General features: G+C 54.9%; 10 protein-coding genes. 3 read left to right on the top strand and 7 right to left on the bottom strand.

Features of this window, described 5'->3' with window-relative positions:
* Nucleotides 1–78: 78 nt before the first annotated feature.
* The 5 genes from ribBA to glyA form a co-directional block, all read right to left on the bottom strand.
* Nucleotides 79–1,185: a bifunctional 3,4-dihydroxy-2-butanone-4-phosphate synthase/GTP cyclohydrolase II gene (gene ribBA / locus SAMA_RS05310; RefSeq protein WP_011759134.1), complete on the bottom strand. Its 1,107-nt coding sequence runs from the start codon at nucleotides 1,183–1,185 to the stop codon at nucleotides 79–81.
* 111 nt (nucleotides 1,186–1,296) lie between these two features.
* Complete coding sequence (locus SAMA_RS05305; RefSeq protein WP_011759133.1) at nucleotides 1,297–1,950, bottom strand: riboflavin synthase; 654 nt, start codon at nucleotides 1,948–1,950, stop codon at nucleotides 1,297–1,299.
* Between the two features lie 37 nt (nucleotides 1,951–1,987).
* The gene (ribD, locus tag SAMA_RS05300) at nucleotides 1,988–3,124 is read right to left on the bottom strand and encodes a bifunctional diaminohydroxyphosphoribosylaminopyrimidine deaminase/5-amino-6-(5-phosphoribosylamino)uracil reductase RibD (protein WP_011759132.1); all 1,137 of its coding nucleotides are present in this window, start codon (nucleotides 3,122–3,124) and stop codon (nucleotides 1,988–1,990) included.
* 21 nt (nucleotides 3,125–3,145) lie between these two features.
* Nucleotides 3,146–3,595: a transcriptional regulator NrdR gene (gene nrdR / locus SAMA_RS05295; protein WP_011759131.1), complete on the bottom strand. Its 450-nt coding sequence runs from the start codon at nucleotides 3,593–3,595 to the stop codon at nucleotides 3,146–3,148.
* A gap of 103 nt (nucleotides 3,596–3,698) precedes the next feature.
* Nucleotides 3,699–4,952 carry a serine hydroxymethyltransferase gene (glyA, locus tag SAMA_RS05290; protein ID WP_011759130.1) on the bottom strand — a complete coding sequence of 418 codons (1,254 nt, stop codon included), beginning with the start codon at nucleotides 4,950–4,952 and terminating at the stop codon, nucleotides 3,699–3,701.
* A 243-nt stretch (nucleotides 4,953–5,195) separates the two neighbouring features.
* Between glyA and ettA the strand changes: the two genes are divergently transcribed.
* From ettA to SAMA_RS05275, 3 genes are all read left to right on the top strand, one after another.
* Entirely contained in the window at nucleotides 5,196–6,863 is a 1,668-nt protein-coding gene (ettA, locus tag SAMA_RS05285) for an energy-dependent translational throttle protein EttA (RefSeq protein WP_011759129.1), read from the top strand.
* Between the two features lie 389 nt (nucleotides 6,864–7,252).
* Nucleotides 7,253–8,293, top strand: coding sequence for a metallophosphoesterase (locus tag SAMA_RS05280; protein ID WP_011759128.1), 1,041 nt, complete (start codon nucleotides 7,253–7,255; stop codon nucleotides 8,291–8,293).
* A 107-nt stretch (nucleotides 8,294–8,400) separates the two neighbouring features.
* On the top strand, nucleotides 8,401–9,147 hold the full coding sequence (locus tag SAMA_RS05275; RefSeq protein WP_011759127.1) for a substrate-binding periplasmic protein: 747 nt from the start codon (nucleotides 8,401–8,403) through the stop codon (nucleotides 9,145–9,147).
* A 56-nt stretch (nucleotides 9,148–9,203) separates the two neighbouring features.
* On the opposite strand, the gene SAMA_RS05270 is transcribed toward SAMA_RS05275, so the two are convergent.
* Together SAMA_RS05270 and SAMA_RS05265 are read right to left on the bottom strand one after the other, a co-directional pair.
* Entirely contained in the window at nucleotides 9,204–9,536 is a 333-nt protein-coding gene (locus SAMA_RS05270; RefSeq protein ID WP_011759126.1) for a TapY2 family type IVa secretion system protein, read from the bottom strand.
* Nucleotides 9,526–12,993: a pilus assembly protein gene (locus SAMA_RS05265; RefSeq protein WP_157608305.1), complete on the bottom strand. Its 3,468-nt coding sequence runs from the start codon at nucleotides 12,991–12,993 to the stop codon at nucleotides 9,526–9,528. The genes SAMA_RS05270 and SAMA_RS05265 overlap by 11 nt, the downstream gene beginning before the upstream one ends.
* Between the last annotated feature and the right edge of the window lie 286 nt (nucleotides 12,994–13,279).

The following is a 13,279-nucleotide window of genomic DNA, read 5'->3' as shown; positions in this document are numbered from 1 at the left end:
CCGGGACAAAAAGTGGCGCTATCATACCACAGGCTTTTGCCCCAATCCCTATGCTATTTAACTGAAATAGTGAATTACTTACTCGCCTGAGACGTACTCGGTCACTTCCAGACCAAAGCCCGACAGTGAGTGGTACTTCTTGGGTGAACTCAGGAGGCGCATCTTGTGAACCCCCAGGGAGGCCAGAATTTGAGAACCCACACCCACGCGGCGTGAAGTCCCCTGCCACTTGGCAGGCGCTGCGGCCTGGCCCTGATCTTCGGCTTCAAAGGCTTTAACCTTGGCCAGAATATCACTGTCATGTTCGTGGTTACCAAGGATAACCAGCACGCCACCTTCGCTGCCGATACGGGCCATGGCCTTCTCTAATGGCCAGGAACGTTCCTGATCCCGCTCTGAATGCAGGATATCGTTGAAGGTGTTGGTCAGGTGCACCCGCACCAGCACATTGTCATTAACGTCACCTTTCACCAGTGCATAGTGCAACTGGTTGTCGATGGTGTCGCGGAAGGTGTGCATCATAAACTCACCGAAACGGGTCGGCAGTTTACAGCTCGCCTCCCGCACCACGGTGGTTTCAGTGTTGTTGCGGTATTCAATCAAATCGGCAATGGTGCCAATCTTGATACCGTGTTTCTCGGAGAATTTTTCCAGATCCGGACGACGGGCCATGGTGCCGTCTTCGTTGAGGATTTCCACAATCACACCGGAGGGCTCTAAGCCTGCCAGCCGCGCCAGGTCACATCCAGCTTCGGTATGGCCGGCACGTGTCAGCACGCCACCTTCCTGAGCCATCAGCGGGAAAATGTGGCCGGGCTGTACCAGGTCAGAAGCCTTGGCATTCTTGGCAACCGCGGCCTGAATGGTCACGGCGCGGTCGTGGGCGCTAATCCCGGTGGTCACCCCCTGGGCGGCCTCGATGGACACGGTAAAGTTGGTGGTGAACTGGGCGTTGTTGTGACTGACCATCAATGGCAGATTGAGCTGCTGGCAGCGGGCACGGGTCATGGTCTGACAAATCAGACCACGGCCATAGGTGGCCATAAAGTTAATGGCTTCCGGGGTCACCAGTTCGGCGGCCATGATGAGGTCGCCTTCGTTTTCCCTGTCTTCATCGTCCATCAGGATCACCATTTTGCCCTGACGAATGTCTTCGATGATTTCTTCGATACTGTGTAGCGCCATTGTAAGACCTTTATTTTCTTTTAAGAGTGTGTGAATTTTAGCGGCCTGCGGGCCAAAAAACAGGGCCGGGCGCACAAAGCGGTGCTTTGACTCACCGGCGTATCAGCGCGCTCAGCGCATAAATCCGCTGCGGGCAAGCAAATCCAGGGTCACACCGCCGGAGACACTTTCTTCCCCGCGTTGCATCAATCGCTCAAGATAACGGGCAATCTGATCCACTTCGAGGTTCACCTTATCGCCCACCGCCAAATCAATCAGGGTGGTTTCCCCTGCGGTGTGGGGCACTATGGTCAGGCGAAAACGGCTGCCGTCCACTTCATTTACAGTCAGACTCACCCCGTCAATGGTAATGGAGCCCTTGTGGGCAATATAACGGGCAAGCTCGGCGGGTGCTTCAAGCCAAAACTCAATGGCTTTACCCAGGTGACTGCGACTGACCACCATGGCTCGGCCATCCACGTGGCCGCTCACCAGGTGTCCGCCAAGGCGGGTGGTTGGGGTGACAGCCTTTTCCAGATTCACCGCCTGGCCGGGACGATAGTCGCCAAAACCGGTGAGCTTCACGGTTTCAGCTGATACATCGGCAACATAACCATCGGCAAGGCATTCCACCACGGTCAGACACACGCCATTGGTGGCGATACTGTCGCCAAGGCGAACATCGGATAAATCCAGCTTGCCACTGGCGACCGTCAGGCGAATATCATCGCCCTTACGATCGATTCGTCTTAACTGGCCAACGGCTTCAATGATCCCGGTAAACATAAATCCTCTTTAGGCTCGATGCAGCAGATGCTGACACTCAGGCCACAGTGAAGGTAAAGCGCCAATCCTGGCCCACTTTACGCTCATCAATAAGCTTAAGACCCGGCACCTCGGCCATGGTCTGATAGTCGGGCAGTTGCAGCATATCGCGGCCATGGCTGCCAAGGAGTTTTGGCGCCTGATACAGCACCAGCTCATCACAAAGTCCCGCGGCGATAAAGGCGCCGGCGAGGGTTCCGCCGGCTTCAACCAGCACCCGGTTGCAGTTTTCACCGAGGTGGCTAAGCAGTGCGGCAAGGTCGATACGGCCATGGGAACCGGGCAGGATCAAACAGGTAACAAAGTCCGGCAGCGAGTGCAAAAATTTCTCATCATATGGCTCTGCAGACACCAGCAGTATCGGGCCAGTGATACCAAAGAGTTTGGCATCAGTGCTCATACGCCGCTGACTGTCTAGCACAACCCGAATGGGTTGGATAAGCTCGGGCTCCGTCAGGCTTGCTCCCAGACTGCCAAGTTCACCGTGGCGAACATTGAGGCTGGGGTCATCCAACAGCACAGTATCGATACCGGTAATCAGGGCGCAGGATTTGGCCCGAAGCCTTTGCACGTCGCGGCGCGCCTCGGGACCTGTTATCCACTTGGACTCACCACTGGACAGTGCGGTTTTTCCGTCGAGACTCGCCCCTACTTTGACGGTCACAAACGGGCGTTTACGCTCCATCCGCGACAAAAAGCCCGGGTTCAGTGCGCGCGCCTCGGCTTCCATCAGGCCGTGAGCCACTTCGATGCCAGCATCCTGAAGCAGCTTAATCCCCCTGCCCGCCACCTGGGGGTTGGGGTCGGTCATGGCCACCACGACACGCTTTAAGCCATTGTCAATCAGCGCCTTGGCGCAGGGCGGTGTGCGTCCATAGTGACTGCAGGGCTCAAGAGTGACATAGGCAGTGGCGCCCCGGGCCTTGTCTGCGGCAGCCTTGAGGGCATGCACTTCGGCATGGGGGCCGCCTGCGCGGATATGCCATCCTTCGCCAACGATGTCACCGGCGTCATTAACTATCACACAGCCCACATTGGGATTGGGTCGGGTGGTGTACTGGCCACGCTTGGCCAGCATGATGGCGCGGGCCATCATGGCGCGGTCAAGAGCGGAAAAAACGCTGTTATTACTCATGGATACAGTCCGCCGCAGTGCTTACTTCTGAAGCCTGGCAATGGCCTCTCCAAACTCAGAAACATCTTCAAAGGCGCGGTATACGGAGGCAAAGCGGATATAAGCGACCTTATCCAGCTCAATCAGGCTGTCCATCATCAGGTTGCCAACCATCTCTGAGGGCACTTCGCGCTCGCCGGTGGCACGCAAAGTTGACTTAATCTTGTTCATCGCCTGGTCAATCTGATCGATGGACACGGGGCGTTTTTCCACGGCTTTGAGCATACCGCTGCGCAGCTTTTCTTCATCGAATGGCTGACGGGTGCCATCACGCTTGATGACCCTCGGCATCACCAGTTCGGCACCTTCAAAGGTAGTAAAGCGCTCGTGGCATTCAGTGCACTCCCGCCGACGCCTTACCTGATGCCCTTCTCCCACCAGACGGGAGTCGATCACCTTGGTGTCGGTTGCGTTGCAAAATGGACAGTGCATGGGGCCTCCTGGCGTGCTGAATGAAGGACAAATTGAACCGCAATACAAATAAAAATGGCCGCTATCGCAGCGGCCATGAGTGTATCCTATTCAGGTTAAAAGGTTAACCGTAAACAGGGAAACGAGCGCACAGTTCCAGTACCTGGCCTTTCACGCGGGCAATCACGCTCTCGTCTTTGGCGTTGTCCAGTACATCACAGATCCAGTGAGTCAGCTCGCGGGCCTCGGCTTCTTTGAAACCACGACGGGTGATCGCTGGAGTACCGATACGGATACCGGAGGTGATGAACGGAGAACGTGGGTCGTTTGGTACTGAGTTCTTATTCACAGTGATGTTGGCAGCGCCCAGAGCGGCGTCGGCTTCTTTACCGGTCAGGTCGCGGCCAATCAGGTCAACCAGCATCAGGTGGTTGTCGGTGCCGCCGGAGACGATTTTGTAACCGCGCTCGAGGAATACTTCCACCATGGCTTTGGCGTTGGTCACAACCTGCTGCTGGTACACCTTGAACTCAGGCTCCAGCGCTTCTTTGAAGGCTACCGCTTTACCTGCGATAACGTGCATCAATGGGCCACCCTGACCACCTGGGAATACCGCTGAGTTCAGCTTCTTGTACAGGTCTTCATCGTTGGCAGCAGACAGAATGATACCGCCGCGGGGGCCGGCCAGGGTCTTGTGAGTGGTAGAAGTGACTACGTGAGCGTGTGGAACCGGGTTTGGATATACACCGGCCGCCACGAGACCAGCTACGTGAGCCATGTCCACAAACAGGTAAGCACCAATTTTGTCTGCGATTTCACGCATGCGGGCCCAGTCAACGATGCCGGAATAGGCGGAGAAACCGCCAATCATCATCTTTGGCTTGTGCTCAACGGCCAGACGTTCCATTTCGTCGTAGTCAATCTTGCCGGTTTCATCGATACCGTAAGGAATGATGTTGTACAGCTTGCCAGAGAAGTTTACCGGTGAGCCGTGGGTCAGGTGACCACCGTGGGCCAGGTTCATACCCAATACAGTGTCGCCTGGCTGCAGCAGGGTCATGTACACGGCGCTGTTGGCCTGAGAGCCGGAGTGTGGCTGTACGTTGGCGAAAGTGGCACCGAAGAGTTCTTTGGCGCGCTCGATGGCCAGGGTTTCCACGATGTCGACGTACTCACAACCACCATAGTAACGCTTACCAGGATAACCTTCGGCGTACTTGTTGGTCAGCTGTGAACCCTGAGCCTGCATCACGCGGGGAGAAGTGTAGTTCTCGGAGGCAATCAGCTCGATATGCTCTTCCTGGCGAAGGGTTTCGTCTTCAATCGCCTTGAACAGCTCGGGATCATAGTCGGCAATATTCATGGTCTTCTTCAGCATTGGTCACTCCAGCTGGCAAATCTTATAGGTAGGGTTGCGCGGTATTCTACTCTGCAATCGATCACAATCCCAGCCGCAATATGATGAAAATCCCTCTCTGTACCGATGACTGTGTTTCATCATCAAAACAACCTGTCTGGTGAATGGGATTTCACATCGCCATCTGGAGAATAGTGCCCCGACTTGGTAAACTTCGGCCAATTTTCAGCGCTTAATTCTATTTGTAAATCGCAGAGAGACGACATGGCTCAGTTTGTTTACAGCATGCTGCGGGTTGGCAAAATCGTGCCGCCCAAGAAGCAAATCCTTAAAGACATCTCCTTAAGCTTCTTCCCCGGCGCCAAGATTGGTGTTCTGGGTCTGAACGGTTCAGGTAAATCCACGTTGCTGCGCATCATGGCCGGTATCGACACCGAAATCGAAGGTGAAGCCCGCCCCATGCCCGGCCTCAAGATTGGCTACCTGCCACAGGAGCCACAGCTTGATCCGAATCAGACAGTGCGTGAAGCCATCGAAGAAGCCGTTGGCGACGCCAAGCGCGCCCTGACCCGTTTGGATGAAGTGTACGCCGCCTATGCCGAGCCGGACGCCGACTTCGACGCCCTGGCCAAGGAGCAAGGTGAGCTTGAAGCCATTATTCAGGCCCAGGATGCCCATAACCTGGACAACATCCTCGAGCGCGCCGCCGACGCCCTGCGTCTGCCGGACTGGGATGCCAGGATTGAAGTGCTGTCAGGTGGTGAACGCCGACGGGTGGCCCTGTGTCGTCTGCTGCTGGAAAAACCGGAGATGTTGCTGCTGGACGAACCCACCAACCACCTGGACGCCGAGTCTGTAGCCTGGCTTGAGCACTTCCTGCAGGAATACTCAGGTACGGTAGTGGCCATTACCCACGACCGTTACTTCCTCGACAATGCCGCCGGCTGGATTCTGGAACTGGACCGCGGCGAAGGTATCCCATGGCAGGGCAACTACTCCAGCTGGCTTGAGCAAAAAGACGCCCGTCTGAAGCAGGAAGCCGCCACCGAGAGCGCCCGTCAAAAGACCATCTCCAAGGAACTCGAGTGGGTGCGTCAGGGTGCCAAGGGCCGTCAGTCCAAGGGCAAGGCCCGTATGAACCGCTTTGAAGAGCTGAACAACTCCGATTACCAGCGCCGCAACGAGACCAACGAGCTGTTTATTCCGCCCGGACCACGTCTCGGTGACAAGGTGATTGAGGTGCGTAACCTCACCAAGAGCTATGGCGATCGTGTGCTTATCGATAATCTGTCGTTCTCGGTGCCCAAAGGTGCCATCGTGGGCATTATCGGTGCCAACGGTGCCGGCAAATCCACTCTGTTCCGTATGCTGAGCGGCGCCGAACAGCCTGACAGCGGCGAGATTGAGATCGGTGAAACCGTGAAAATCGCCTCGGTTGAGCAGTTCCGTGACTCCATGAACAACAAGGCCACCATCTGGGAAGAAATTTCCGGCGGTCAGGACATCATGCGCATCAACAACATGGAAATCCCAAGCCGCGCCTACGTGGGCCGCTTTAACTTCCGTGGTGCGGATCAGCAAAAGATCATCGGCACCCTGTCCGGTGGTGAGCGTAACCGCGTGCACCTGGCCAAGCTGCTGCAGGCCGGCGGCAACGTACTACTGCTCGACGAACCCACCAACGATCTGGACGTGGAAACCCTGCGTGCCCTCGAAGAAGCCCTGCTGGAATTCCCCGGCTGCGCCATGGTGATTTCCCACGACCGTTGGTTCCTCGACCGTATCTGTACCCACATCCTCGATTACCGTGATGAGGGCCAGGTGAACTTCTACGAAGGTAACTACACCGAGTACTCTACCTGGCTGAAGAACACCTACGGCACCGATGTGGTTGAGCCGCACCGCCTCAAGTACAAGCGCATGACCAAGTAAGCCCTGATATTGACAATTGGCTTGAACGCTCAAGGAGACCTCAGGGTCTCCTTTTTATTTACCAATACATATCAGTAAGTTGAGCAAATAACATCCTTGTCGTTTTTAACTCGTTTCTTTCTCTATTCACTCCGAACGCGCCTTTTTCAGAGTTATACTGCGGCGCATTAGCAGCAAAGGTGATGCTATTGGGGCATCGCTTGAATCCATTCCCGAGGTATCGAGTGAAGTCCGTACTAACCCGGTTTTTTCCCCACCAGAGCAGGTACTCCCGGCGTGCCCATAGCAGTGGCGCAGGCTTGAGTAGCAGTCGCGCAGGCTTGATGAGTACCGCCTTGATGGGTGTGGCGATGTTAGCTATGGCAAGTGCATCCCAGGTGATGGCCAAAATGCCTGAGGTTTTACAGGCAGAAACGGGCTCTGATGCCGATACAGACTTTCATGATGGCCCCTATGTCATTCTCAATGATGCGCGCCAAAAACAGGCCCATTGGGTATGTCACCGCCGATTAATCACCACAGACGTCAGCATCAGGCTGCAGCGCCCGAAACACTGCGGCGCCCTGCCCCAGCCCACCCTGTTTGGGCCCTATGCAATAGATGCTGATCATGTCAGCGGCGTGAAAACCCTGGTTGCTCTCAGTGATGTCCATGGCCAATATCAGGTGCTGAAGACACTACTGAAGGCCCATGGCGTAATTGATGATACAGGCAACTGGGCACTCAAAGACGGCCATCTGGTCATGACCGGCGATATGTTTGACCGGGGGCCTGAGGTTAACGAAGTGCTCTGGTTCATGTACGAACTCGACCGGGCTGCACGCGCCGCCGGTGGCATGGTGCACCTCTTGATGGGCAACCATGAGCAAATGGTGCTTCAGGGCGACTTACGCTACGTCAACGATCGTTACCGTATCAGCAGCGCCCTCATCGGTCGCCCCTACGATGCCCTCTACGACAGGGATACCGAAATCGGTCAGTGGCTTCGGAGTAAAAACACCCTGGTAAAGATAAACGATATGCTGTTTATGCACGGCGGCGTTAGCCCGGAGTGGCTGGAGCGCGGCCTGACCATCACCCAGGCCAACGACCTGTACCGCAAACATATCGACGATGAAAAAGCCACACTCAAGACAGACCCGTTACTGAACTTCCTCTTTTATAAGGGCGGCCCCACATGGTATCGGGGTTACTTCAAGTCAGAGCTGGATGAGTCGCAAATCGATGCTCTGCTTAAGCACTTTGGAGTCAACCACATAGTGGTTGGCCATACCTCTCAAACCCGGGTGCTTGGTCTTTACGACAACCGCATCATCGCCATCGATTCTTCCATTAAGCTGGGTAACGCCGGGGAATTGCTTTGGGTTGAGGGGAGCACCTTGCTTCGGGGCAAATACGATGGCAGCAAATCACCACTTATCAGTGATTAATCCCTAACCTTTCCCACACAGTTTCTCAGAAACAGCCAGAGGCATGAGAAACGCGGCGTACTATACTCAGACACAACGCCGCCTTTCCCGCCGCTGGAACCCGCTTTATGTCGCCCAAGCGCTTAACCTTGCTGATATGCCTGCTACTGCCATTGTGGGGTATAGCGCAGGAGCCCAAAACCCTGACGTTGGTGGCCACCGACCTTCCCCCTTTTTACGCTGAATCACTGGATCATTTCGGCCCCGTGGCGGTTCTGGTATTGGAGGCACTGCAGCGCAGGGGCTATCAGGTAGAGCTTAAATTCTATCCCTTTATTCGCGCCACTGCGCTTATTAAAGCCGGCAAAGCCGACGCCATTATTGGCCTGTGGTATCGGGCCGAACGGGAAAGCTGGGCCTATTATTCAAGGCCCCTGCAGGGCACAGAAATTGTTTTTATGGCCAGAAAGCAAGACCACATTGGCTATCATCAATTGTCAGAACTCCAGGACAAACGGATTGGAATAAGCCGGGGCTATGCCAACCCGGCGGCCATTGCCAGCAACAAATTACATACTGAAGAGGCCGACTCTGATGAAACGAATCTACGCAAACTGCTGTTAGGTCGGGTGGATTTAATCGTAATAAGCCGCAATGTGGCACAGCATCTTATCGCCCACAGCCCGGCTGAATATCAGGGGCAATTCGAGTTTGTGGGTGAGCCCCTGGCAAAGGAGGTGTTTCATCTTGGGGTGTCCAAAACGCGGGAGGGAAACGTTCAGCTGCTTGAAGATTTCAATCAGGCCATTGTGAGTATGGAAGAAGATGGCAGCATGGCCGCCATCCTCTCCCCTTTGAATACAACGCTGAACTGAGCCCGGCGCAGCAAAACGTGTGGGATACCCACACCAAAGCACTGAAGCGCCTTCGCTCAGCGTGCCATTGCCTCATCCAGTGTCCGGGCCTTCTGGGCCGCGAAATCGTGGCTCAGGGGCACGCATTCGTGAACCTCGCTGGCGTAAACCCGGACCCCTTTGGCAGCCATGGCAGAGTTAGCCAACCTCTGACCCACAAGCTCCGCCATATTGCGCCTGGTGTCTGCGGCATACCAACTGAAGTCGTACACACCATCACCTACATTGGTGCTGATGAAGCACTTGAACGACTCGCGTTCGGCGCGCACCGGCGCCTCTGTCGCGGCCGATGCCATGGAAGAAAAACTCAACGCCACCAGCATGGCGACAACAGGGATGTCAATTTGCATAGTAATAAATCTTCCGGGTATTCATGCCACCACCGATACATTTCTCGTCGCCAGGCGGGCAACCATCACAGTGTTCGTTGTTATCTTCACAGCGGGTTTTCACCATCAATTCAGGCGCCTTGCCGATGCCAATCAGATACATGGCTTCGCTGCTTGGCACCACAAGCTGTGGTGTATCCGGCACACTTTCGCCCATTTCCAGATAGGTTTGATTGTAAGACCGGGTCCCCTTGTGCAAATCAAAGCCATAGAGATAGCCTTTACCCGGGATGAGACACTGATTGGTACCGGGAGCACCGGCGCTGCCGGGTACGTATGAGGTAAAAAACACCCGCCCCCTGATTATGGAGCCCGCAGACAGGCTCTTCTCGCCTTTACGGGTGAAATTGTAATACCAGCCCCGCAGCGTACCAAAACGCACCTCTTCTTCTTTGGTGGTTGGAGGCGAGCTGGTGACATCATACAAATCCGCCAAGGTCAGGGCCGATGGCGGCAGCCTGTCTTTATTACTGCCATCGAAGGACCTTATACCGATATTGCGGTCCTGCAGGGTGAAGAACATGTCTTCACGCTGGTCATCCTGAGGGGCGGGACGAATACCACTGCCCACCACCACGGCATCATAGGGAATGGTCTGGACTGTGGTTACTGTGGTGGTGCGACCTTTCTCACGGCTGGTGTATTCCAGGGTATTGTTCAATGCCGTTTGGGCCACCACGGGAGCTGCAAAAAATCGCCTGTCGGAGCCTGTTGTCATGCCGCCAAGGGAGGCAAACTTAAAGGCAGACCAACGCCTGTTGGCATCTTTGGGCGTGGCCCCCGGTAAATCCATGCGCCACACGTTGCCGCCGGTATCTGTGGCGTAGATACGGTCTGTGAGGCCATCGTTATTGGCATCGAGTACCGCCACTTCGTTGGGAATACTGTCTTTGATGCCGGGCATCACAGTCATGTTACCGGCATTATTGGGGCCAAAGGCGTGCACCAGAGCGCCGGTCGCGGCATCCACAATAAACACCGCCGTACCCAAATTATCCGGTGTACCCACGCCGGGGATATCCTTGTTTGACGGGCTGTAGCCACCACCCAAAATCAGAACCGGGCTGGACTCTCTGCCCGGGATAAAGGTCACTACAGGCTTGGACCAACTTTGGCCGAGCAAATCCATTCCCGGGCTATTGCCATCAATACGCCACATAAAACGTGGCGCATCCGGATTGGTGATATCCAGGGCATAGTAGGCATCGCCACCGCGGCGAAGACCGAAAAACAGCCAGGCCTTTTGAATACCGGAAGCGCCGTTTTTCACCCAGGCGACGGGTGAGCCATCAATGCCGTACACAGAGTGGCGACCCGACGGCAGGTTTTCCCGCAGCGTGGCCTGCTTTGGCAGCATTTCCCACGGCAGATAAGCCCAGGATTCAGACACACTGGTGCCTTCATCTTTAAACATGTGCAGCACACCGTGGTTGGTGCCCACTATCACCCGAATATCCGGTGAACCCTCGCTGCCAAAGTTGATGGCAAGCGGTTTGGAGTGCAGGGGGTCGCCCATAACATCGGCGCGCATCTCGGTGCGATCGCCGTTGTCATTGTCGTCATCCACGTCCACACCTCGGGCCCAGTCAATCAGGCTCGCGACTTCTGACTCCTCCACCCCGAGCAAGGTGGCAAGGGCACCGTCACCACCGGCCTTGGTTCTGGCGGCGCTCAGCGTCAGCGGCTTCAGCCCGCCGACGTCCGACAACAGATTGCGGTCCCTGGCCTGCATTCGCTGCAACATACCGGCAGCACCGCCACGGCGCACATCATTACCGTCACCCGCGCTGCAATCAGCGCTGCTGCTCCAATGGGAGCAAGCGGTCTTGGCGATATTGCCATCGCCGTCAATGACCTTGGCCTTGCTGGCATCTATGATGTCGCCACTGTCGGTGACCTTGAATTTTTTGAGATTCCCGCTCCAACGTGGCCCCCGGTTTGGCAAAAACATCGAGTAGTAAACGGAATCGAAGGTCCGGATACGGTTGAAGTTGTTGCTGGCCACGGCGGGGGCGGTGAAGCTGGCATTCTTTTCGAGAATGTTTTTAAACACCTGCATCAGTGATTTCTGCAAGTCATCCACGTTGGTTGCATCATAATACTTGCCACCGCCCTTTTCGGCAGTATGACGCAGCAGGCCAGCCGCCGACGCTGCGCCCTGACTGAAACCAATGGTGTAAGTAGATACACTCTGCTTCCCCGTCATATTGGGGTTGACATCTTGGGTGTTCATCCAGGAAGAGAGCGAGCTTAAATAACTGGCAGGGCTGGAGGTATAGGCATCAACGCCGCCGGTTAAGTCATACACCAGCTGATTGGCGTTACTGTCGCGGGTGGGCTCACCATCAGTCACATAGACGATATAAGCGCGATTCTGGCAAGTCTTGAATGGCGACTTATAGCGGCTATTTGCATCAATGGCGTCTTTGTCGCGATAGGGTTTCAGGGTAGGGTCGTCATCACCAAACCAAACTTCACCGCCGGAAAAATACCGGTATGCCTCGTAGAGGGTTTCACACAGCGGGGTCCAGGTTGTCCCTTTCAGTAAATCGACGGCTTCAATCAAATCCTTTTTATTGCTGGCGGTGGCAGGTTTAATGCCAGCGATAATACGTCCACCGTCGTCATAGCCTTCGTAAACGTTACTGTTAAAAATGGCCAAACCAAAATCCACACCCGGCGTAGTTAACAGCACATTAGTCACCGCTTCCTTGGCGATATCGATACGGGTTCGATTGACCTGCTTTTTCTTGCTGTGATACCAGGTAAGGTAAGTTTTTGTGTACAGAGTGACGACTCTACCGGTACCAAATCCGGTATTTTTTGCCTTGGACATCGCCAGCTCTTTGGTTGCCTCCTTGCTGCCGCTGGAGACCCGAAAAAAGGGAGAAGGACTGCCCCGGCGACCCTCGCCGTCTACCGGAAGACCATCTTTGGCGACACTGCCGTTGTCGTAATTTTTATCCTGAATATCTTCAAAACACTCCACCATGCGAATGCTGGCGCCGTCACTGCGGGGAAACTCCTCCCAGCTACCGGTTTGCCCACTGTAAACATAGTGGCGCATAAAACCCGTGAAAACACCCTGCTCTTTAAGGAATTCAAAAGAGCTGGCACAGGCATTGCGTTTGAAGGTAAAGAAGCGCTTTTCAGCGGGGTTTGCCGGATTGGGCGGCGCTTCTGCCGCATCCAGGCTGTAATAGACTTGTTCACTCTCTGACAGGTCCCCGTCTGCACTGGAAAACGATGGATTCACACCATATACAGTGGTATCCATGCTGCCTGAGTTATCAAAGATAACCAGCACCTGTGGTCGCTCATCCGAGCGATTGGAGGACTCATATACATACAAAGACGTGTCATCCGCATACAGGGGCGTCCACAAGAGGCAAGCCATTGCACCGATTAGACCCGCCATTATCTGTCTGACCGATGGCCTGACGCACGCGCAAGCCCTCAGGCCTGCAGCCAAGGTTGAAGGTGGAATTTCGTTACTCATAGTCAATCCAGGGTAAAATTATCAAGCCGCCCCTGACTGCGCAGAGGTCAGATGTCAGCATTCATGGCGGGAGGCTGTAATTATTTTTGAAAGACTGCACCAACCCACAATATGGCCTCGTTATTTTTGACCATAAAAGCAATGCCAAACAGAGTGTCCTACATAAGTTTTATCAGGTAAATTTTTTAATATGTGAATTTATTAA

The organism is Shewanella amazonensis SB2B (genome assembly GCF_000015245.1).
GTDB lineage: Bacteria > Pseudomonadota > Gammaproteobacteria > Enterobacterales > Shewanellaceae > Shewanella > Shewanella amazonensis.
The sequence above is the reverse complement of the archived record's forward strand: the minus strand, read 5'-3'. Positions and strand labels throughout refer to the sequence as shown.

What these genes read in the sequence shown, in the direction of transcription:
- ribBA (WP_011759134.1), bottom strand. Translation starts at nt 1,185, where the DNA reads ATGGCGCTACACAGTATCGAAGAAATCATCGAAGACATTCGTCAGGGC.
- SAMA_RS05305 (WP_011759133.1), bottom strand. Translation starts at nt 1,950, where the DNA reads ATGTTTACCGGGATCATTGAAGCCGTTGGCCAGTTAAGACGAATCGAT.
- ribD (WP_011759132.1), bottom strand. Translation starts at nt 3,124, where the DNA reads ATGAGTAATAACAGCGTTTTTTCCGCTCTTGACCGCGCCATGATGGCC.
- nrdR (WP_011759131.1), bottom strand. Translation starts at nt 3,595, where the DNA reads ATGCACTGTCCATTTTGCAACGCAACCGACACCAAGGTGATCGACTCC.
- glyA (WP_011759130.1), bottom strand. Translation starts at nt 4,952, where the DNA reads ATGCTGAAGAAGACCATGAATATTGCCGACTATGATCCCGAGCTGTTC.
- ettA (WP_011759129.1), top strand. Translation starts at nt 5,196, where the DNA reads ATGGCTCAGTTTGTTTACAGCATGCTGCGGGTTGGCAAAATCGTGCCG.
- SAMA_RS05280 (WP_011759128.1), top strand. Translation starts at nt 7,253, where the DNA reads ATGCCTGAGGTTTTACAGGCAGAAACGGGCTCTGATGCCGATACAGAC.
- SAMA_RS05275 (WP_011759127.1), top strand. Translation starts at nt 8,401, where the DNA reads ATGTCGCCCAAGCGCTTAACCTTGCTGATATGCCTGCTACTGCCATTG.
- SAMA_RS05270 (WP_011759126.1), bottom strand. Translation starts at nt 9,536, where the DNA reads ATGCAAATTGACATCCCTGTTGTCGCCATGCTGGTGGCGTTGAGTTTT.
- SAMA_RS05265 (WP_157608305.1), bottom strand. Translation starts at nt 12,993, where the DNA reads ATGGCGGGTCTAATCGGTGCAATGGCTTGCCTCTTGTGGACGCCCCTG.